The following is a 19,736-nucleotide window of genomic DNA, read 5'->3' on the forward strand; positions in this document are numbered from 1 at the left end:
GCGGGGCCGGCGGTCGGAGGCGGTACGGGGTGCTGCGGCCCGGTCGCGGCGGTGCCGGGGCGGGCGGGCACGGCTGTCGGCGGGCGGTACGGTCCGGCCGTCCCGGCACCTGGTGGGTCCGGTGGGTCCGGTGGGTCCGGTGGGTCCGGTCCGCGTACGGGCGCGTTGTGCCGGCGGTGCCGACGGTGTCGGCCTACGGTCGTGGCGACCCCGTCCCCCGTCCCCCGGCAACGGCCCCGGCGCACGGCGGTACGGTTCGCGGGCCCGATCGCCGCTCCTCGCACGCGGGGTCGTTCCCGTCGACTGGAGGAAGCCGGTGATGGCGACCTCGTGGTCCCCGCCCAGGCGGAGGTCGTCCCGGGCGCCCTGCCCGCACCGGGTGGTCCCCGGCCGCGGCGTGCGGTACGCGTACGGCCTCAGTCGCGGCCCGGGCCCGCGAGCCAGGCCACCGGGCGGCTGCGGCTCGTCCGCACCGTACCCGCCAGCGTGGTCCCCACCCCGGTCAGCGCGATCGTGACCACGGCCGCCACCACGGCCCCGACCACCAGACCGACGGCGACGTCGTGCGGGTAGTGCACCCCGACGAAGACCCGCGAGAACGCCATCAGCAGCGCCAGCGGCGCCGTCAGCCACACCAGCCGGGGCCGGGCGAGGGCGAGCGCGACCGCCGCGCCGCCCGCGATCGCGGAATGGTTGCTGGGGAAGGACCAGTCGCCGGTGGGCGGGCAGGCCGCCAGGGACGCCGCCGCGTCCGCGACCGCCCGGCACGGCCGCTCCTCGTCGAAGACCGTCTTCAGCGACTCGCTGACCACATATCCGACGGCGGTCCCGAGGCCGCCCAGCACGGCGATCGCCAGCTCGGCGGGGCTCCCCCGCCGGGCCCGCCACCAGACGGCGACGAAGAGCGCGGCGAAGACGACGATCCCCGCCTCGGTGCCTATTTCGGCCAGGGTCTGGACCCACGAGGGCGAGGAGTCGGCGAGATCGGTGATGTCGCGGTAGAGACCGCGGGTGAGGCTGCTGTCCATGGTCCACGACCGTAGCCACGGCCCCGCCGCCCCGCCCGGGGCGAAGGTACGGATCCCGCCCCGACGAAAGTCGGGGGCCGAACGGTGCCTTCCGGGCCGATCATCGGCCCAACGCGCGCTCCGGGCGGCGGGTACGACCTGAGTCGGCCCCGTTCTCTCGTAGAGTTTGCTCCGTGGGATCTCTGCGCAATCCGATCGGGCCGCTTCCCTCCTCCATCTACTGGCGCCGGAGGGCTGTCGCGCTGTCACTGGTCGCGGTGCTCGTCCTGCTCGGCATCTGGGTGTTCGCCACCCGGGGCGGGGACGGGGACAAGGACGACAGCGCCAACGGCAGTTCCAAATCCGTGCCTTCGACCATCGGGCCGGGCCCCTCGCAGTCCGGACCGGCGATCAGCAGCCGGCCCGGCGGGCGGGACGAGTCCGGTGACCCGGGATCGGGCTCCGGCGGCCCGGGCGGCGGCAGCACCGACGGCACGGACGGCGGTGCGGACGGCGGTACGGACGGCTCCGGCGCCGACGGCGGTACGAACGGCACTGGCGACGGCACCACCACCGGGACCGGCGCCGCGAGCGGGAACGGCGGCTCCGGCACCGGCGGTACGGGCTCCGGCACCGGCACGGACGGCACCGGCCCGGTGTTCCCCGCGGGCCAGCGGGTCGCCGCCGGCTCCCCGCTGCCCGACTGCCCGTCCGGCACACTGAAGTTGACCCCCGGGACCCGCAACGAGTTCGCGCCGGAGGAGAAGCCGTCCTTCGTGCTCAACGTGACCAACGAGTCCAAGGAGACCTGCAAGGCGGACGTCGGCCCCCGGACGGCCGTCTTCACCATCACCGACCCGGCCGGCGCCGTCTGGTCCTCCGAGGACTGCCCGGCGGCCGGCGAGAGCGCGGTGCTGCGCGTCCCCGCCGGAAGCACCATCAGCCACACCGTGACCTGGGACCGCACCCGCAGCGAGCCGAAGTGCGCCACCCCGAGGGCCGGCGCGGTCCCCGCCGGTACGTACGTCCTGGAGCTGGCCTACCCCGGAAAGACGCCCTGGGAGCGGTCGTTCGTCCTCGCCAAGGACTGACGCCAAGGACTGACGCCGACGACTGACCCGGCCTCACCGGCCCCACAGAGCAGGGCGGATGAGGCGGCGGACCGGCACAACCCGCCGGTCCGTCGGTCCGTCGGTCCGCCGGGCGGATCCCCGTCCGCGTCAGACGTACCGTTCCAGGATGGACGACTCGGCCAGCCGGGACAGCCCCTCCCGGACGCTCCGGGCGCGCGCCTCGCCCACGCCGTCGACCGCCTGGAGGTCGTCCACACTGGCCGCGAGCAGCTTCTGCAGACCGCCGAAGTGCTCCACCAGCCGCTCGATGATGGCCCCCGGCAGCCTCGGCACCTTGGCCAGCAGCCGGTAACCGCGCGGCGAGACGGCCGAATCCAGTGTCTCGGGGGAGCCGCTGTACCCCAGCGCCCGTGCCACGATGGGCAGTTCCAGCAGCTCGGCATGGGTGAGGGCGTCCAGCTCCGCCAGCGCCTCGTCCACCGTGCGGGACCGCTTCGCGGTGGGCTCCGGTACGTAGTCCCGGACCACCAGCTCCCGCTCCGGCTCCACGCCCGCGATCAACTCGTCCAGCTGGAGCGAGAGCAGCCGTCCATCGGTGCCCAACTCCACCACGTACTCGGCGATCTCGGTGGCGATCCGGCGGACCATCTCCAGCCGCTGCGCGACCGCCGTCACGTCCCGGACCGTCACCAGGTCCTCGATCTCCAGCGCGGAGAGCGTGCCCGCCACCTCGTCCAGCCGCAGCTTGTACCGCTCCAGGGTGGCCAGCGCCTGATTGGCGCGGGAGAGGATCGCCGCCGACTCCTCCAGCACCCGCCGCTCGCCGTCCACATAGAGCGCGATCAGCCGCATCGACTGGGAGACCGACACCACCGGGAAACCGCACTGCTTGGAGACCCGGTCCGCCGTGCGGTGCCGGGTGCCGGTCTCCTCCGTGGGGATCGACGCGTCCGGCACCAGCTGCACCCCGGCCCGGTGGATCCTGCTGATGTCCTTGTCCAGGATGAGCGCGCCGTCCAGCTTGCACAGCTCGCGCAGCCGGGTCGCGGTGAACTCCACGTCCAGCACGAAGCCGCCCGTGCACATCGACTCGACGGCCTTGTCCATGCCGAGGACGATCAGCGCGCCCGTGTTGCCACGGAGGATGCGCTCCAGGCCGTCCCGCAGGGCGGTACCGGGGGCGACGGCGCTCAGGGCGGCGCGGATCCGTGCTTCGTTGCCGGAGCCCGCGCCGGACTTTCCGGGTGCTGCTGCCCGGTCGTTGGCTGCCACTGCGCTCCTCCGGCTCGTACGGGTGGGCGAGACCAGGGCAAAGTCTACCGGCGAGTGTCGACGCTCCGTGGGGCGTCCGTGCGCTCCGTGCCCGGAGCGCCGCTGTCGGTGTCGCCGCGCCCGTCAATCGGACCTGTCGCCGGCTCCGCCGCCGACCTCATTCACCGGCTCTGCCGCCGCGCCCTCCCCGGCCCGCTCCGCCATCCGTCCCCCGGTCGGCCTTGCCCCCGGAGCCTGAGCCCGAGTCGGAGCCCGAGCCGGCTCCTTCCGCCGCGCGGCCGCGCCCGCGCGGCAGCACCCGCAGCGCCTCCCCCACGTCCGCCACCTCCGTCACCCGCATCCCGGCGGGAATTCTGCCCGGGTCGCCCGGCACCAGGGCGTGCGTGAAGCCCAGCCGGTGCGCCTCCGCCAGCCGGCGCTGCACGCCGGTGACCCTTCTGACCTCGCCCGCGAGCCCCACCTCGCCGATCGCCACCAGATTCTTCGGCAGCGGGGTGTCGCTCGCCGCCGACGCCAGCGCCAGCGCGATCGCCAGATCGGCGGCGGGCTCCGAGAGCTTCACCCCGCCCACGGTCGCGCTGTAGATGTCCCGCTTGCCGAGCGCGCTGATCCGGCCGCGCTGCTCCAGCACGGCGAGCATCATCGACACCCGCGAGGTCTCCAGGCCCGACGTGGTCCGCCGGGGGGAAGGGATCTGCGAGTCGACGGTGAGCGCCTGCACCTCCGCCACCAGCGGCCGCCGCCCCTCCAGCGTCACCGTCAGACAGGTGCCCGGCACCGGGGCGGCCCGCCGGGTGAGGAAGAGCCCCGACGGATCGGCGAGCCCCACGATCCCCTCGTCGTGCAGTTCAAAGCAGCCCACCTCGTCCGTCGCGCCGTAGCGGTTCTTCACCCCGCGCACCAGCCGCAGCCGGGCGTGCCGGTCGCCTTCGAAGGAGAGCACCACGTCGACCAGGTGCTCCAGCAGCCGGGGGCCCGCGATGGCGCCGTCCTTGGTGACATGGCCGACGAGCAGCGTGGACATCCCGCGGTCCTTGGACGCCCGGATCAGGGCCCCCGCGACCTCCCGGACCTGCGCCATCCCGCCCGGTGCCCCGTCGATCTCCGGGGAGGCCACCGTCTGCACCGAGTCCAGGATCAGCAGCGACGGCTTCACCGCGTCCAGATGCCCCAGCACCGCCGACAGATCGGTCTCCGCAGCGAGATACAGATCGTCGTGGAGTGCCCCGATCCGGTCGGCGCGCAGCCGCACCTGGCTCGCGGACTCCTCGCCCGTGACATAGAGCGTCCGGTGCTCCGGGCCCGCCGCCTTCGCGGCGACGTCCAGCAGCAGCGTGGACTTGCCGACGCCGGGCTCGCCCGCGAGCAGCACCACCGCCCCGGGCACCAGCCCCCCGCCGAGCACCCGGTCCAGCTCGTCCACGCCGGTGGAGCGCGCGGTCGCCTGCCGCCCGTCGACCTGGCCGATCGGCAGCGCGGCCGTGGTGACCCGCCCCGCCGCCGTGGTGCGCACGGCGGGCGCCCCGCCGTACTCCTCGACCGTGCCCCACGCCTGGCACTCGGGGCAGCGGCCGAGCCACTTGGCCGTGGTCCATCCGCACTCGGTGCAGCGGTAGGACGGACGGTCCTTGGCGGATTTCGTACGGGCAGCCATGCGGAAACCGTAACCGCCCCCACTGACAACGGGCCGACAGTGGGCCGGCAACGGGAGCCGGCCACCCCTCCGGTACCGTCCGCGCCCCCCTGCGGGCACCCCGGCACCGGGACCCCGTACCCGTACGTATGCGTCGGTACCCGCCTGTATCCCACCCGTATCCCGACCGCATCCAGCCCACGGTCCGCACCCCTTCGAACGTCCCCCGTGTCGATATACGACCGAATCTGAACGCGAATCTGGACAGGCGGGGCGGAAATGTCCGTTCCTGACCCCCGTCGAGCGCCCCCGTCACCCGTCCGAGCTAAAACCGCTCAAGAGTGACGAACGGGGTCCGCCCGGCGCCTACCGTCTCGGCGTGACGAGCAGCAGGCTGGAACGACCGACGCACACCACCGGCGCACACCGGGCGGCCCGGCGCGCGCCACGGTCGGCGGCCGACCGGACCCCCGCCCGCCACGAACCCCACCTCGACGGGCTGTTCACCTACTGCCTCTCCGCGCTCTGCGACCACGACGCCGCCTCCGCGACCCTCCGCGACGTCCTCGCCATCGCCGAACGCCACAGCGGTCGCTGCCCGGCGCGCGAACCCACCCGCAAGGCCTGGCTCTACGCCCTCGCCCGCTGGGCCTGCCTGCGCCGCCTCGCCGAACAGCGCCGGGAGCGGGCCGGCGCGCACACCGGCCGCCCCGCGCCCGGGGAACGCCCCCGCGTCACGGCGGCCACCGCCGAGCGCCGCCGCGCCGAACTCGCCCTGCTGGCCTGGCCCGAGGCCGCCGGCACCACCCCCGAGCAGCGCGACGCCCTCGAACTCGCCGTCCGGCACGGCCTCGGCCACCGCGAGGTCGCCGCCGTCCTCGGCCTGGACACCATCGCCGCCCGGGAGCTGCTGGCCACCGCCGCCTGCGAGGTCGAGCGCACCCGCGCCGCCCTCGCCGTCGTGGAGGACGGCGGCTGTCCCGCCGTCGCCCGGCTCGCGGGCGACCACCGGGTCCGGCTCACCCCGGCCCTCCGCACCGAACTCGTCCGGCACGTGGACGACTGCCCGCGCTGCCGCCGCGCCGCCGAACGCGCCGGGGCCGGGGCCCCCTGGCCGGGCCAGCCCCGTACGCCCGACACCCTGCCGCTGGTGCCCGCGCCCCGCAGCGCCGTCTGTCTCTCGATACGCCGCGGCCGCCGCGCCCGGCCCGCCGTCCCCCGCTTCGGGCCCGACGGCTTCCCGCTCGACCCCAAGGACCACGCCGCCCGCCGCGACCGGCTGCGGGCCCGCGCCGTGACCACCACGGTCGTCGCGGCGGTCGTCGCCGCGCCGCTGCTCACCCTCTGGGCGGCGTACCGGGGCGCCCCGCTGACGGGGGAGGGGCACGGTGGCGGCCGCCCGGTCACCGCCGCCGAGAACGGCACCGGCGACGGCACGGACGGTTCCGCCGACGGGTACGACCGCTACCAGAACACCGGCAGATCCGGCGGGAAGCCGGCGCCGGGCTTCACGGCGGGCTCCCGTTCCCCCGATGTCTCCGTGGAGGTCGGCGATCCGCCCGCGGCCCCGGCCCGGCCCGGTCCCCGCGCCCCCGGGCACCTCGTGGTCGAGGCCCGGCCGCACGGCGACGCCACCCTGATCACCCTGCGGGCCCGGGGCGGCACCCCCGTCTCCTGGTCGCTGTGGACCGATGCCTCCTGGCTCCGGCCGAGCCGGACCTCGGGAGTGCTCGCGCCGGGCGGGAGCACCACCGTCCTGGTGTCCGTGGTTCCCGCCCGGCAGCCCGCCGGGCCGTGGCGGGCGCGGGTCGGCGTCGAGCCCGCCGGGGCCGTCGTCACCATCGACGGGCAGGGGCCCCGGGTGCCACCGCCGCCCAGGCCCCGGCCCACGACCGCGCCGCCGACCGTGGCACCCACACCCGTACCGCCGTCGCCGACGCCCACGCCCTCCGAGGAGCAGCCGTCCCCGACGGAGACCGCGGAGCCCCCGACACCCGACCCGTCCTGATCCCCCAGTCCCCGCGCGGCTGTGCTCAGCCGTCGGCCGGGTGCGGGGCGAGCAGCGGCCGCCGGGTGGCCAGCCGCGCCTCGCACAGCTCCACCAGCACGTCGTACGCCTCCCGGCCCATCATCTCGATCAGCTCCGGCCCGTACGACTCGTACACCGGCTTCCCGGCCCCGTGCGCGGACGTCGCGGACGTGCACCACCAGTGCAGGTCATGGCCGCCAGGGCCCCAGCCCCGCCGGTCGTACTCCCCGATCGACACCTGGAGCACCTTGGTGTCGTCCGGCCGCTCGATCCAGTCGTAGGTCCGGCGCACCGGCAGCTGCCAGCACACGTCCGGCTTGGTCTCCAGCGGTTCCCGGCCCTCCCGCAGCGCCAGGATGTGCAGCGCGCAGCCCGCGCCCCCGGCGAACCCGGGCCGGTTCTGGAAGATGCAGGACCCCTTCCACCGCCGGGTCTGCCGCTCGCCGTCGTCGTCCACCCCGACCCAGCCGGTCCGGGAGCCCTCCCCGTGGAACTGCCACATCTCGGGCGTGAGCCTGGCCACGTGCCCGGCGACCCGGCGTTCGTCGTCCTCGTCGGAGAAGTGGGCGCCGAGGGTGCAGCAGCCGTCGTCCGCCCGGCCCGCCTGGATCCCCTGGCAGCCGCTGCCGAAGATGCAGTTCCAGCGCGAGGTCAGCCAGGTCAGGTCGCAGCGGAAGACCTGCTCGTCGTCGGCCGGGTCCGGGAACTCGACCCACGCCCGCGGGAAGTCCAGGCCCTTCTCGTCGTCCTCGGGGGCCCCGGGCATGGCCGGGAGTCCGAGGGACACCACACCCCGGGCCTTGTCCTGGGGCTGGTCCTGGGGCTCCGCTACGACACGCGACTTCTGGTTCTTGGGCGTTTTAGTCGATTTCGCCTTTTTCTTCTTTGGCACACGGTAAGGGTATGTCCGTGGTCGCAGTAGCGTGTCAGTCCATGAGACTCGGAGTCCTCGACGTCGGTTCGAACACGGTGCACCTCCTGGTAGTGGACGCGCACCCCGGCGCCCGCCCCCTGCCCGCCCACTCCCACAAGGCCGAGCTGCGCCTCGCCGAACTCCTGGAACAGGACGGCGCCATCGGCGCCACCGGCGTCGACCGCCTCGTGGCCACGATCCACCGCGCCGTCCAGGCCGCCGAGGACCAGGGCTGTGAGCAGGTGCTCGCCTTCGCCACCTCCGCCGTCCGCGAGGCCAGCAACGCCGATCTCGTCCTGGCCCGCGTCCGGGCCGAGACCGAGGTCGACCTCCAGGTCCTCACCGGCGAGGAGGAGGCCCGCCTCACCTTCCTCGCCGTCCGCCGCTGGTTCGGCTGGTCCGCCGGGAAGCTCCTCGTCCTCGACATCGGCGGGGGGTCCCTGGAGATCGCGTACGGGATAGACGAGGAGCCCGACGCCGCCGTGTCGCTCCCGCTGGGCGCCGGCCGCCTCACCGCCTCCTCCCTCCCCGGCGACCCGCCCAGCCCCGAGGACGTACGGGCGCTGCGCCGCCATGTCCGTACCGAGATCGCCCGTACGGTCGGCGAATTCAGCCGCTTCGGCCGGCCCGACCACATCGTGGCCACGTCCAAGACCTTCAAGCAGCTCGCGCGGCTCGCCGGGGCGGCCCGGGACGCCGAGGGGCTTTACGTCCAGCGCGAGCTGAGCCGCAGGTCGCTCCAGGAGTGGGTGCCCAAGCTCGCCACCATGACCGTCGAGGAGCGGGCCGCGCTGCCCGGCGTCAGCCTGGGGCGGGCCCGGCAGCTGCTGGCCGGGGCCCTGGTCGCCGAGGGCGCGATGGACCTCTTCGGCGCGCAGACGCTGGAGATCTGCCCCTGGGCGCTGCGCGAGGGCGTGATCCTGCGCCGGCTCGACCACCTGCCGAACGGGGTGACCGCCGCCGCCCACGGGGTGTGACGCCGCCGGCGGCAGCCAGTGACCACCCCGGCGGCGGCCGGTGACCGTGGCCCGCTTTCCGCCCCGGCGTCCCGGGCCCCGGGCCCCGGGCCCCGGCCGGAACGGTGGCGTCCGAGTCCGTCCCGGTGCCCGCACCGCCGCGCCGCGCCGCCCCGTACCCTGTCTCCGTGGCAGATCCCGTGGCGCGTACCCCCGATGTGAAGGTCGCCCTGTCGACCGCCTCGGTCTATCCGGAGTCGACGGCGACGGCCTTCGAGATCGCCGCGCGCCTCGGCTACGACGGTGTCGAGGTGATGGTCTGGACCGACCCCGTCAGCCAGGACGTCGAGGCGCTGCGCCGGCTGTCCGACTACCACGGGGTCCCGATCCTCGCCGTCCACGCGCCCTGTCTGCTGATCACCCAGCGGGTGTGGTCGACGGACCCCTGGGTGAAGCTCCAGCGCGCCCGGGCCGCCGCCGAGCGGCTCGGGGCCTCGACGGTCGTCGTCCATCCGCCGTTCCGCTGGCAGCGGCAGTACGCGCGGGACTTCGTCGGCGGCATCTGGCGGATGGCGGAGGAGACGGACGTCCGGTTCGCCGTGGAGAACATGTACCCGTGGCGCTACCGCGACCGCGAGATGCTGGCGTACGCCCCCGAGTGGGACGTCACCAAGGACGACTACCGGCACTTCACGATCGACCTCTCGCACACCGCGACCTCCCGCAGCGACACCCTGGCGATGCTCGACCGCATGGGCGACCGGCTCGGCCATGTCCACCTCGCCGACGGCAAGGGGTCCGCGAAGGACGAGCACCTGGTGCCGGGGCGGGGCAGCCAGCCCTGCGCGGAGGTGCTGCACCACCTCGTGCGGACCGGTTTCGAGGGCCATGTGGTGATCGAGGTCAACACCCGCCGGGCCGAGTCGCCCGCCGTGCGTGAGGCCGACCTCGCGGAGGCGCTGGACTTCGCCCGCCGCGAGCTGTCCGCCGCCGCCCGGCGGGGCACGGGGGTGACGGACGTACGGTCCGTACAGGACGGCGTACGCGGAGCCTGAGCCCTCCGCGGCGGGCCACGGGATCCGCGGGCCGCGTGCAGTCGGCCCGGAACCGGCCGGGAACCAGAGCCGGCGCGGAGTCGGTACGGAATCGGCGGGGAATCGCCCGCCCTGGGCAGATCGTTCCGTATCGCGGACATGATGTCCGGATCTTGGTCATCCGGCGTAGGCTCGTATCCTGGCGAGTCATATCCCTGTCCACCGCGCCGCCGGACCACCCACCGGGCCGGCGCGGCGACCGGCCGGCACACCACCCACCGGTTGTCCGGGCCCCTGGCTTCCCCGGTCCGCCCGGTTCACCCGGATGCTGTGGTTTGCCTGGTTCGCCCGGTTCACCTGGTCTTTCCGTCCTTCAGACTCTCTGACTTCCCGAGGAGCGAGCGAAGATGCCCGAGCTGAGGTCCCGCACCGTCACCCATGGCCGCAACATGGCGGGCGCCCGCGCCCTGATGCGCGCCTCGGGCGTACCCGGCGCGGACATCGGCAGGAAGCCCATCGTGGCCGTCGCCAACTCCTTCACCGAGTTCGTCCCCGGCCACACCCACCTCCAGCCCGTCGGCCGGATCGTCAGCGAGGCGATCAAGGCGGCCGGAGCGATCCCGCGCGAGTTCAACACCATCGCGGTCGACGACGGCATCGCCATGGGCCACGGCGGCATGCTCTACTCCCTGCCCTCCCGCGACCTGATCGCCGACAGCGTGGAGTACATGGTCGAAGCCCACTGCGCCGACGCCCTGATCTGCATCTCCAACTGCGACAAGATCACCCCCGGGATGCTGATGGCCGCCCTGCGCCTGAACATCCCCACGGTCTTCGTCTCCGGCGGCCCCATGGAGGCCGGGAAGGCCACCCTGGTCGACGGCACCGTCCGCAAGCTGGACCTGGTCAACGCCATCGTCGACGCCGTGGACGAGAGCATCTCGGACGAGGACATCCTGCGGATCGAGGAGAACGCCTGCCCGACCTGCGGCTCCTGTTCCGGCATGTTCACGGCCAACTCCATGAACTGCCTCACCGAGGCCATCGGCCTCTCCCTGCCGGGCAACGGCTCCGTCCTCGCCACCCACACCGCCCGCCGCGCGCTCTACGAGAACGCCGCCCGCACGGTCGTGGACATCACCAAGCGGTACTACGAGGACGACGATGCGAGCGTGCTGCCGCGCTCCATCGCCACCCGCGCCGCCTTCGAGAACGCCATGGCCCTCGACATCTCCATGGGCGGCTCCACCAACACCATCCTCCACCTGCTCGCCGCCGCCCAGGAGGCCGAGCTGGACTACGGCCTCGCCGACATGGACGCCGTCTCCCGCCGGGTGCCCTGCCTCGCGAAGGTCGCGCCCAACGTCGCGCCCGGCGGCACCTACTACATGGAGGACGTCCACCGGGCCGGCGGCATCCCCGCCATCCTCGGCGAGCTGTACCGCGCCGGGCTGCTCAACGAGGACGTCCACACCGTCCACTCCCCGTCCATCAAGCAGTGGCTGGACACCTGGGACGTGCGCGGCGGCTCCCCCTCCGACGAAGCGGTCGAGCTGTGGCACGCGGCCCCCGGCTGCAAGCGCTCCGCCGAGGCGTTCTCGCAGTCGGAGCGGTGGGAGTCCCTGGACACCGACGCCGCCGGCGGCTGCATCCGCGACGCCGCCCACGCCTACAGCCAGGACGGCGGCCTCGCGGTCCTCAAGGGCAACATCGCCGTCGACGGCAGTGTCGTGAAGACCGCCGGTGTGGACGAGTCGATCTGGACGTTCGAGGGCCCCGCCGTGGTCTGCGACTCCCAGGACGAGGCCGTCGACAAGATCCTCCGCAAGGAGATCAAGGAGGGCGACGTCGTCGTCATCCGCTACGAGGGCCCCCGGGGCGGCCCCGGCATGCAGGAGATGCTCTACCCGACCTCCTTCCTCAAGGGCCGGGGCCTCGGCAAGGCGTGCGCGCTGGTCACCGACGGCCGCTTCTCCGGCGGCACCTCCGGCCTCTCCATCGGCCATGTCTCGCCCGAGGCGGCGTCCGGCGGAGTCATCGCCCTCGTCGAGAACGGCGACCGGATCCGCATCGACATCAGCGCCCGCAGCATCGACCTGCTCGTCCCCGACGAGGAGCTGGCCGCCCGCAGGGAGGCCCTGAACGGGGTGTACGCGCCGAAGAACCGCGAACGCAAGGTCTCGGCCGCGCTGCGCGCCTACGCCGCGATGGCCACCAGCGCCGACCGGGGCGCGGTCCGCGACGTGTCCCTGCTGCCGTGACGACGACGGTGACTGCGACTGTGACGTACTGAACGACTCCAGCCGATGACGCTCCGGCCCCCGCCCGCACCCCGGGCGGGGGCCGGAGCGCTTTCCGCCGCCGCCTGTCTCCGGGTATCTGTTCTCTCCTCGTACGGGGGCTGTCACCAGCGCGCGGGGCGCCCCGCGTCCAGGGCGAAGACCGACCCGTCCGGCGCGGTCCCGTACACCCGCCCGTCCCGGACGACCGGCGCCGGCAGCCGCGCCGAGAAGGTGTGCTCGCCCCCGTCCATCCGGGGCTTCGTCTGCCCGGCCGGCGCACCGCGCCGCGTGTCCAGGGCCAGCAACCGCCCGTCACCCGCCGACACGTACACCGTGCCCCCGGCCGGCACCGGCCGCGACAGGTGGGACGCCATGGTCTCCCGGCGCCACCGCTGCTCCCCGGTCCGCGCGTCCAGCGCCAGGACCGATCCCGTGCCCCCGGTGCCACTGACATAGACGGTGTCCCCGGCCACCGCCGCCTGCCCCTGGTCCACCGGGGCCGTGACGGGGAACCTCTTCACCGCGCCCGCAGTGCCCACCGCGCCACCCGCGGTCCGGCCCCGCACAGCGAGCCGGACCACCGCGTCCGTGTACCCGTCCCGGTCGGTGGAGAGCAGATACAGAGCCCCCTGGGACAGCTGCGCCGGGCGCAGATTGCCGGTCAGCCGCTCGGTCCACAGCGTGCGCCCGCCGTCCCGGTCCACGGCCGTGATCCGGGTGGAGCCGCCGTCCGCCGACAGCGCCCAGGTCAGCGCGGGCAGCCCGGCGCCCTCCGCACCCGGCGCGGACACCCACTGCGCCCCCACACCTTCGCTCGGCCGGGCCCACCGCTCGCGGCCGGTCGCCGCGTCGACGGCACGGGTCCGCCCGTCCTTCCCGGTGAGCACCACCAGATCGCCGATGTGCCCGACCGAGGCGTACGAGACACGGCCCGTGTCCCAGCGGACCGTGCCGGTCGCCGGGTCCAGGGCCGTCAGCCGGCCGCCGCCGGGGGCCACCACATGGAGCAGCCCGCCCGCGAGTACGGGAGTCATGGCCAGGTCGCCCCGGTCCGGCGCCCCGCCGCGCGCGCCGCCCGCCGGCAGCGACCAGAGGACACGGCCGGTCGCCGGGTCCAGCCGGGCCGCCGTGATCCCGGGGCTCGCGCAGAACAGCCCCGCCGGCCCCGCCGCGCACTCCGCCGTCCGGTTCTCGCCGCCGCCCCGGTGCAGCTCCGCGCTCCAGCCGGTGAAGACCGGCCGCTCGGACGACCGCGCCGGCCCCGGGTCCCCGCCGCCGTCCGGGCCGCCCAGCGCGAGGAACCCGGTGACGGCCAGCGCCACGGCGACCGCCCCCGCGACGGCGACCGCCCACCGCACCCGCCGCCGGCCCCCGCCCGCGGCGCCGCCCACAGCGTCGTCCGCCCCGGGCAGGCTCTCCACCGGATCGGGCGTGCGCGGCACCGGGATATGGGCCTGGGTGTCGTACGCGGCGGAGGACGTGGCCTCCCGCAGCGCCACCATCACCTCGTACGGCGTCGGCCGTAGCGCCGGATCCTTCTCCAGACAGCGCCGCAGCAGCGGTACGAGATCGGCGGGCACCCCCGTCAGATCGGGCTCGTCGTGAACGACCTGGTACGCCACTATGTACGGGCTGTCCGAGTCGAAGGGCCCGCGCCCGGTCGCCGCGTGCACCAGCACCGAACCCAGCGCGAAGACATCCGCCGCCGGACCGACCTCCCGGGGCCGCTGGAACTGCTCGGGCGCCATGAACGGCGGTGTCCCGATCAGCTTCCCCGTCTCCGTCCGCAGATCACTGTCCGTAGGGCGGGAAATACCGAAGTCGATGACCTTCGGGCCGTCCGCGGCGAGCAGCACATTGCTCGGTTTGAGGTCCCGGTGCACCACACCCGCACGATGGATATCGCGCAGCGCCTCCGCGAGCCCCGCCCCCATCCGCCGTAGCTCGGCCCCCTCCAGAGGATTCCGCTTCACCCGCTCGGAAAGGGTCGGGCCATCAATGAAGAGGGTCGCCATCCAGGGCCGCCCGGCCTCCGGGTCGGCATCGACCACCGAGGCGGTGAAGGCCCCGCTGACCCGCCGCGCGGCCGCGACCTCCTGCCGGAAACGAGCCCTGAACTCCGGATCCGACGCATGCTCGGCATGAATCACCTTCACCGCGAGCCGCAGCCCCGACTCCGAGGCGGCCAGATGCACCACCCCCATGCCACCGGTGCCCAGACATGCCTCAAGGCGGTACTGCCCGGCGTATTCCGGACGTTCCGCTTCCGATGGCTGCCCGAGGTTGCGCAGCGGCGGCATCTCCTACCCCTGTTCCTGTGGGCGCGCGCACGCGACTCACGGAGCTTAAACGATGGCGCGTGCGATCAGAGGGTGGCTTGTTAGCCTTCCTCCGACGTACCGTGCGTATCCGCACATACAGCAACGGGGGAGATTTCAATGGCACTTGAAGAAGTACGTCCTGAAACGATCGATCTTGACGGACTCGACCGCATAGAGGACACCACCGAACCCCTGCTCACGCCCCGCACCACCAAGCGCTACCCGGTCGCCCCGGGCCACCGGGTGAACGTCCGCAGCGGCCCCGGCACCGGCTACGCCATCGTCCGCGTCCTGCCCTACAACGCCCGCGTCCCGATCAACTGCCAGAAGCCCGGCGAGCGCGTCAGCGGCCCCTACGGCACCACCTCCATCTGGGACTGCATCGCCAACGGAGAGTTCATCTCCGACGCCTATGTACAGACGGGCAGCGACGGATACGTCGCCATCCGCTGCTCCTGAGGACGCCCCCGCGGCCGGGGCCGTTCCCCGCTACCCACCCGGGCCCGCCCCGCCGCCCACCCCGACCCCGACCCCGCCGCCGAGCCCGTACCCCGGGGTACGGGCCCCGGGGTACGGGCCCGGGGTACGGGGCATGGGGCCCGCGACCCTGGGGCCCGTGACCCTGGGGCCCGTGACCCTGGGGCCCGTGACCCTGGGGTCCTGCCCCTCGCAGGGGATAATCGACCCCGTGAGTGACGAGACTGCCCCCGACCGGCCCGACGTCGCGGCCCCGCGCCCCGAACCCATCCGCTTCTTCGGTACGACCTGGGTCGACCACGACGGGGGTTACGCGCTGCGCCGCGCGGGCGTCGCCATCGGCGCCCTGGCGGCGGCCGCCGCCGGTGCCTTCGTGCTCCTCCTCGGCTACCAGGGCCTGACCATCGCCCGGGTCGGTGGCTTCGTCAACGCCCTCGTCATCGTGATGTTCTCGGTGTGCAGCGCCATCGCCTTCCGCAAGACCTGGTCCGGCTTCACCCGCCGCCCCGCCCGCACCTCCGGCCCGGACTCCCTCTACAGCCTCAAGGCCATCGGCTTCGTCGGCATCCTGCTGGCCTACTTCTGCCGCGCCCTGATCGAGGCCCCGGGCGAGAAGCTCCACCGCGAGGAGTACGAGACGGCCCGCACCCGGCACGAGCGCCGCCGCAGCACCCGCAGCGGCAACCCGGCCGCCCGCAAGCGCAAGCGCCGCTGACCCCTCCTCCCTCCCGCCCCCGCCGGGCCCTGTCCGCCCGGCCCTCTGATCCGGCTCCCTGATCCGACCCTCTGATCCGTTCCACTGATTCGGTCCGCTTGTCCGGTCCGCTTGTCCGATCCGCAGAGACGGCCGTTTCCCGGCCCCACCCGGAAAGGTCCCCATGGCCCCGCACTCGGAGAGCAGCTTCCGCCTCGCCCCGGACACCGACCCCGGCAGTCCTGACGGCCCCGACCGCTCCACCAGCCTCTGGCACGACACCGGCCGCGCGCGCTCCTTCGACCAGGCCGCCGACGAGTACGACACGGCCCGCCCCGGCTATCCCCCCGTCCTCTTCGACACCATCGAGACCCTGATCGGCCGGCCCCTCCACGGAGCGGACGCCGTCGACGTGGGCGCCGGCACCGGCATCGCCACCCGACTGCTGACGGACCGGGGCGCCCGGGTCCTCGCCGTCGAACCCGGCGACGGCATGGCCGCCCGCTTCCGCCGCAGCGCCCCCCACACCCCCCTCGTCCGCGCCACCGGCGACTTTCTTCCCCTCGCCGACAACAGCGCCGACCTGATCACCTACGCCCAGTCATGGCACTGGACCAACCCCCTCCACTCCCTCCCCGAGGCCCTGCGGGTCCTGCGCCCCGACGGACTGCTCGCCCTCTGGTGGAACATCGCCGACCGCACCGTCCCCTGGGTCGCCGCCCAGGCGGAACGCCTGCACAACACCTTCGGCGACAGCGCCCACGGAGCCCCCGGCACCACCCGGAGACTCCCGGCCGGAACCCCCGGCGCCACCGAGCACCGGCTGCACTGGACCCGCCGGGTCCCGCTCGACACCCACCTCGCCAACCTGAGCACCCACTCGGTCTTCCTCACCGCCGCCCCGGACACCGCCGCCGCCGTCCTCCGCCGCGAGCGCGCCGCGCTGACGGAGGTCTTCCCCGACGGACACGTCACCGAGGAATACGTCGTCGAACTGATCTCCCTGCGCCCCCGCCCCACCTCCTAGCTCTCCGGCCTTCTCAGGTCTTCCTGGCCCGGCCTTCGTGGCTCGGCCTTCCTGGCCCGGTCCGCCTGGCCCTGCCGCCCGCCCTCGCACCGGCCCCGCCGCTTCCGCCCCTCGGACACCCCCGGCACCGCCCGGCCCCCGGTGCGAGGATGAGGCCACGAACCCCCACCGGCGAGGTGTACAGAGCCATGACCCAGACCGTCGCAGTCCTCGGTACCGGCAAGATCGGCGAGGCCCTTCTCAGCGGCATGATCCGCGCCGGCTGGCGCCCCGCCGACCTGCTGGTCACCACCCGCCGGGCCGACCGCGCCGAGGAGCTGCGCACCCGCTACGGCGTCGAGCCGGTCACCAACGCCGAGGCCGCCAAGCGGGCCGACACCCTGATCCTCGCCGTCAAGCCGCAGGACATGGGACGGCTGCTGGAGGAACTGGCCCCGCATCTCACCGCCGACCGCCTGGTCATCAGCGCCGCCGCCGGTATTCCGACCGCCTTCATCGAGGAACGCCTCACCTCCGGTACCCCTGTCGTCCGTGTCATGCCCAATACCCCTGTCCTCGTGGACGAGGGCATGTCCGTGATCTCCGGCGGCAGCCACGCCACCGCCGACCACCTCGCCCACACCGAGGCAATCTTCGGCGGCGTCGGCAAGACCCTCCGGGTCCCCGAGTCCCAGCAGGACGCGGCCACCGCGCTCTCCGGCTCCGGGCCGGCGTACTTCTACTACCTGGTCGAGGCCATGACCGACGCGGGCATCCTCCTCGGCCTGCCCCGCGCCCAGGCCCACGACCTGATCGTCCAGGCCGCCATCGGCGCCGCCGTCATGCTCCGCGACAGCGGCGAGCACCCCGTCAAGCTCCGTGAAGCCGTCACCTCCCCTGCGGGAACCACCATCAGTGCCATCCGTGAGCTGGAGAACCACGGTGTCCGCGCCGCCCTGATCGCCGCTCTCGAAGCCGCCCGCGACCGCAGCCGCGAACTGGCCTCCGGTAGCGGCTGACCCGCCGGCCCGTCCCCGGACACCGCCGCCCCGGACCGCCCGTCCCGGGGCAGCGGACCGCCCGGCTGCTCAGCTCGCCGGCAGCAGACCGATCGCCGCGTAGGCCGCGTCCACCCTCGGCCGGGCGATCTCCCGCGCCCGCTCGGCTCCCTTCCTCAGCACCTCGTCCACGAACCCGGTATCCGCCGCCAGCTCCGCATGCCGCCCCCTCATCGGCCGCAGCAGCTCCACCACCGCCTCGGCCGTATCCCTCTTCAAGGCCCCGTACGACTCATATACACCGGCCAGCTCCTCCGGGTTCCCACCCGAACACGCGGCCAGGATGTCCAGCAGATTCGCGACCCCCGGGCTCGCCTCCCGGTCGTAGCGGACCTCCCGCCCGCTGTCCGTCACGGCCCGCGCCACCTTCTTCCGCACGACGTCCGGCTCGTCCAGCAGATAGACGATGCCCGCCCCCGAATCGTGCGACTTCCCCATCTTCGACGTGGGGTCCTGAAGATCCATGACCCGCGCGGCCACCACCGGGTGCGTGGCCCGGGGCACGGTGAAGGTGTGTCCGTACCTCTGGTTGAACCGTGTCGCCAGATCCCGGGTCAGCTGCACATGCTGGGTCTGGTCGTCGCCCACCGGCACCTCGTCCGTCCCGTACGCCAGGATGTCCGCCGCCATCAGCACGGGGTACGTCAGCAGCGACAGCCGCACACTCTCCCCGGCGGCCCGCGCGCGTTCGCCCTTCTCCTTGTACTGGATCATCCGCCGCAGCTCGCCGTCCGTCGCCGTGCACTCCAGGAGATAGGAGAGCCGGGTGTGCGCGTCCACATGGCTCTGGACGAAAAGGGTGCACTGCTCCGGATCCAGTCCCGCCGCGAGCATGAGCGTCGCCGTCTGCCGGCTGAGCCTGCGCACCCGCCCCGGGTCGTGCTCCATGGTCAGCGCGTGCAGATCCACCACGCAGAAGAGTGCGTCCGCCTGGTGCTGATCGGTCTCGACCCAGCGGCGCAGGGCCCCGAGATAGTTGCCCAGCGTCAGATGGCCCGTGGGCTTCAGCCCGCTGAAGATTCGCTTCACGCCGTTCTCTCCGTCCTGATCGGAGCCACCGAACCCGGTGGGCCGACCCCTGGGGGAGATACAGGAACGGCCGCCGGGAGCGGCGGCCGTTGAGTACATGCTCGTAGGGGGGCCGCCGTCAGGCGGGCCACCACTGCTGGGAGCACATACGCGTCGTCATGGGCGGGAGCGTACGGGATCCGGACCCGGGTTGACAGTGGATACACGAAGTCCGTAGTGTCCTCCGAGTTGCCCGACGTGAGCGCCGACCCAGGTTGGTCCCCCGGGCAGCCATTCCGCAAGACCTCACCACTGCAAGCGACGAACTGTCGCCTGTTTCTGGTGTGTCTTTTCGGAATGAGGAATCCACGCTCGAAGGAGCGTCGCCCCGATTGGCGTCGGGGCGGGAGATTCCGCTAAAGTCTCACTCGTCGGAACGGCCCAAGGGTCGGAAAGACAACCCGAGTTCGACCGGGAATCAGGCCCGAAAGGATCTGATAAAGTCGGAGCAGCCGAAAGGCGAAAGGCCGGTCCAACTGGCCGCCGGATCTGAAAGTCCGAATCCCGGGTGACCGGGAGGCGGGAAAAGGATCTGGTAGAGTTGGAAACGCCGAAAGGCAAGAAAAACCGAAGGGAAGCGCCCGGAGGGCCTGGTGAAACAGGACCGAAGGAAGCGTCCGTTCCTTGAGAACTCAACAGCGTGCCAAAAGTCAACGCCAGATATGTTGATACCCCGTCCGGGAGCATCTGCTTCCGGGTGGAGGTTCCTTTGAAAAGTCCTCCGACCGGCCACTTGGTGGTCTGGTAGGGGGCAATTACACAGCGAGGACGCTGTGAACCGGAGGCGATATTCCTCGTCTTCTGGTTCCGCTCCGAGTGATGTGTCACCAGGATATCCTGGAAGCATTCACGGAGAGTTTGATCCTGGCTCAGGACGAACGCTGGCGGCGTGCTTAACACATGCAAGTCGAAC

At 73.2% G+C, this 19,736-nt stretch carries 15 protein-coding genes and 1 rRNA gene; 10 read left to right on the forward strand and 6 right to left on the reverse strand.

The window, feature by feature from the left end:
• Nucleotides 1-416: 416 nt before the first annotated feature.
• Nucleotides 417-1,028, reverse strand: a complete 612-nt coding sequence (locus tag SYYSPA8_RS17580) for a phosphatase PAP2 family protein (RefSeq protein ID WP_323448128.1) — start codon at nucleotides 1,026-1,028, stop codon at nucleotides 417-419.
• 173 nt (nucleotides 1,029-1,201) lie between these two features.
• Between SYYSPA8_RS17580 and SYYSPA8_RS17585 the strand changes: the two genes are divergently transcribed.
• Nucleotides 1,202-2,098 carry a hypothetical protein gene (locus SYYSPA8_RS17585; protein ID WP_323448129.1) on the forward strand — a complete coding sequence of 299 codons (897 nt, stop codon included), beginning with the start codon at nucleotides 1,202-1,204 and terminating at the stop codon, nucleotides 2,096-2,098.
• A 129-nt stretch (nucleotides 2,099-2,227) separates the two neighbouring features.
• Here the strand turns inward: SYYSPA8_RS17585 and disA are convergent, their stop codons facing one another.
• On the reverse strand, nucleotides 2,228-3,352 hold the full coding sequence (disA, locus tag SYYSPA8_RS17590; protein ID WP_323448130.1) for a DNA integrity scanning diadenylate cyclase DisA: 1,125 nt from the start codon (nucleotides 3,350-3,352) through the stop codon (nucleotides 2,228-2,230).
• 157 nt (nucleotides 3,353-3,509) lie between these two features.
• Complete coding sequence (radA, locus tag SYYSPA8_RS17595) at nucleotides 3,510-5,006, reverse strand: DNA repair protein RadA (RefSeq protein ID WP_323448131.1); 1,497 nt, start codon at nucleotides 5,004-5,006, stop codon at nucleotides 3,510-3,512.
• 358 nt (nucleotides 5,007-5,364) lie between these two features.
• On the opposite strand from radA, the gene SYYSPA8_RS17600 reads away from it, so the two are divergent.
• Complete coding sequence (locus tag SYYSPA8_RS17600) at nucleotides 5,365-6,993, forward strand: RNA polymerase sigma factor (RefSeq protein WP_323448132.1); 1,629 nt, start codon at nucleotides 5,365-5,367, stop codon at nucleotides 6,991-6,993.
• A gap of 25 nt (nucleotides 6,994-7,018) precedes the next feature.
• On the opposite strand, the gene SYYSPA8_RS17605 is transcribed toward SYYSPA8_RS17600, so the two are convergent.
• Complete coding sequence (locus tag SYYSPA8_RS17605) at nucleotides 7,019-7,906, reverse strand: hypothetical protein (protein ID WP_323448133.1); 888 nt, start codon at nucleotides 7,904-7,906, stop codon at nucleotides 7,019-7,021.
• A 41-nt stretch (nucleotides 7,907-7,947) separates the two neighbouring features.
• On the opposite strand from SYYSPA8_RS17605, the gene SYYSPA8_RS17610 reads away from it, so the two are divergent.
• The 3 genes from SYYSPA8_RS17610 (at nucleotide 7,948) to ilvD (ending at nucleotide 12,178) form a co-directional block, all read left to right on the forward strand.
• On the forward strand, nucleotides 7,948-8,904 hold the full coding sequence (locus tag SYYSPA8_RS17610; protein ID WP_323448134.1) for a Ppx/GppA phosphatase family protein: 957 nt from the start codon (nucleotides 7,948-7,950) through the stop codon (nucleotides 8,902-8,904).
• 167 nt (nucleotides 8,905-9,071) lie between these two features.
• Entirely contained in the window at nucleotides 9,072-9,938 is an 867-nt protein-coding gene (locus SYYSPA8_RS17615) for a sugar phosphate isomerase/epimerase family protein (RefSeq protein WP_323448135.1), read from the forward strand.
• Nucleotides 9,939-10,324: 386 nt separating this feature from the next.
• Nucleotides 10,325-12,178 (forward strand): dihydroxy-acid dehydratase, encoded by a 1,854-nt coding sequence (ilvD, locus tag SYYSPA8_RS17620; protein ID WP_323448136.1) that lies wholly within the window; start codon nucleotides 10,325-10,327, stop codon nucleotides 12,176-12,178.
• A 143-nt stretch (nucleotides 12,179-12,321) separates the two neighbouring features.
• Here the strand turns inward: ilvD and SYYSPA8_RS17625 are convergent, their stop codons facing one another.
• Nucleotides 12,322-14,499 carry a serine/threonine-protein kinase gene (locus SYYSPA8_RS17625; RefSeq protein ID WP_323448137.1) on the reverse strand — a complete coding sequence of 726 codons (2,178 nt, stop codon included), beginning with the start codon at nucleotides 14,497-14,499 and terminating at the stop codon, nucleotides 12,322-12,324.
• A 138-nt stretch (nucleotides 14,500-14,637) separates the two neighbouring features.
• On the opposite strand from SYYSPA8_RS17625, the gene SYYSPA8_RS17630 reads away from it, so the two are divergent.
• The 4 genes from SYYSPA8_RS17630 (at nucleotide 14,638) to proC (ending at nucleotide 17,716) form a co-directional block, all read left to right on the forward strand.
• Complete coding sequence (locus tag SYYSPA8_RS17630) at nucleotides 14,638-14,979, forward strand: peptidase (protein ID WP_323448138.1); 342 nt, start codon at nucleotides 14,638-14,640, stop codon at nucleotides 14,977-14,979.
• 229 nt (nucleotides 14,980-15,208) lie between these two features.
• Nucleotides 15,209-15,712 carry a hypothetical protein gene (locus tag SYYSPA8_RS17635; protein WP_323448139.1) on the forward strand — a complete coding sequence of 168 codons (504 nt, stop codon included), beginning with the start codon at nucleotides 15,209-15,211 and terminating at the stop codon, nucleotides 15,710-15,712.
• A gap of 163 nt (nucleotides 15,713-15,875) precedes the next feature.
• Nucleotides 15,876-16,718, forward strand: coding sequence for a class I SAM-dependent methyltransferase (locus tag SYYSPA8_RS17640; RefSeq protein ID WP_323448140.1), 843 nt, complete (start codon nucleotides 15,876-15,878; stop codon nucleotides 16,716-16,718).
• 188 nt (nucleotides 16,719-16,906) lie between these two features.
• Nucleotides 16,907-17,716 carry a pyrroline-5-carboxylate reductase gene (proC, locus tag SYYSPA8_RS17645; protein WP_323448141.1) on the forward strand — a complete coding sequence of 270 codons (810 nt, stop codon included), beginning with the start codon at nucleotides 16,907-16,909 and terminating at the stop codon, nucleotides 17,714-17,716.
• A gap of 69 nt (nucleotides 17,717-17,785) precedes the next feature.
• Here proC and trpS read toward each other — a convergent pair whose 3' ends face one another.
• A complete protein-coding gene (gene trpS / locus SYYSPA8_RS17650; protein WP_323448142.1) occupies nucleotides 17,786-18,784 on the reverse strand; it encodes a tryptophan--tRNA ligase in 999 nt (332 codons plus the stop codon).
• Between the two features lie 885 nt (nucleotides 18,785-19,669).
• On the opposite strand from trpS, the gene SYYSPA8_RS17655 reads away from it, so the two are divergent.
• Nucleotides 19,670-19,736 (forward strand): 16S ribosomal RNA (locus tag SYYSPA8_RS17655); the annotation flags it as partial.

Source organism: Streptomyces yaizuensis (genome assembly GCF_034961445.1).
Taxonomy (GTDB): domain Bacteria; phylum Actinomycetota; class Actinomycetes; order Streptomycetales; family Streptomycetaceae; genus Streptomyces; species Streptomyces yaizuensis.

What these genes read in the sequence shown, in the direction of transcription:
- SYYSPA8_RS17580 (WP_323448128.1), bottom strand. Translation starts at nt 1,028, where the DNA reads ATGGACAGCAGCCTCACCCGCGGTCTCTACCGCGACATCACCGATCTC.
- radA (WP_323448131.1), bottom strand. Translation starts at nt 5,006, where the DNA reads ATGGCTGCCCGTACGAAATCCGCCAAGGACCGTCCGTCCTACCGCTGC.
- SYYSPA8_RS17610 (WP_323448134.1), top strand. Translation starts at nt 7,948, where the DNA reads ATGAGACTCGGAGTCCTCGACGTCGGTTCGAACACGGTGCACCTCCTG.
- ilvD (WP_323448136.1), top strand. Translation starts at nt 10,325, where the DNA reads ATGCCCGAGCTGAGGTCCCGCACCGTCACCCATGGCCGCAACATGGCG.
- SYYSPA8_RS17625 (WP_323448137.1), bottom strand. Translation starts at nt 14,499, where the DNA reads ATGCCGCCGCTGCGCAACCTCGGGCAGCCATCGGAAGCGGAACGTCCG.
- SYYSPA8_RS17630 (WP_323448138.1), top strand. Translation starts at nt 14,638, where the DNA reads ATGGCACTTGAAGAAGTACGTCCTGAAACGATCGATCTTGACGGACTC.
- SYYSPA8_RS17640 (WP_323448140.1), top strand. Translation starts at nt 15,876, where the DNA reads ATGGCCCCGCACTCGGAGAGCAGCTTCCGCCTCGCCCCGGACACCGAC.
- proC (WP_323448141.1), top strand. Translation starts at nt 16,907, where the DNA reads ATGACCCAGACCGTCGCAGTCCTCGGTACCGGCAAGATCGGCGAGGCC.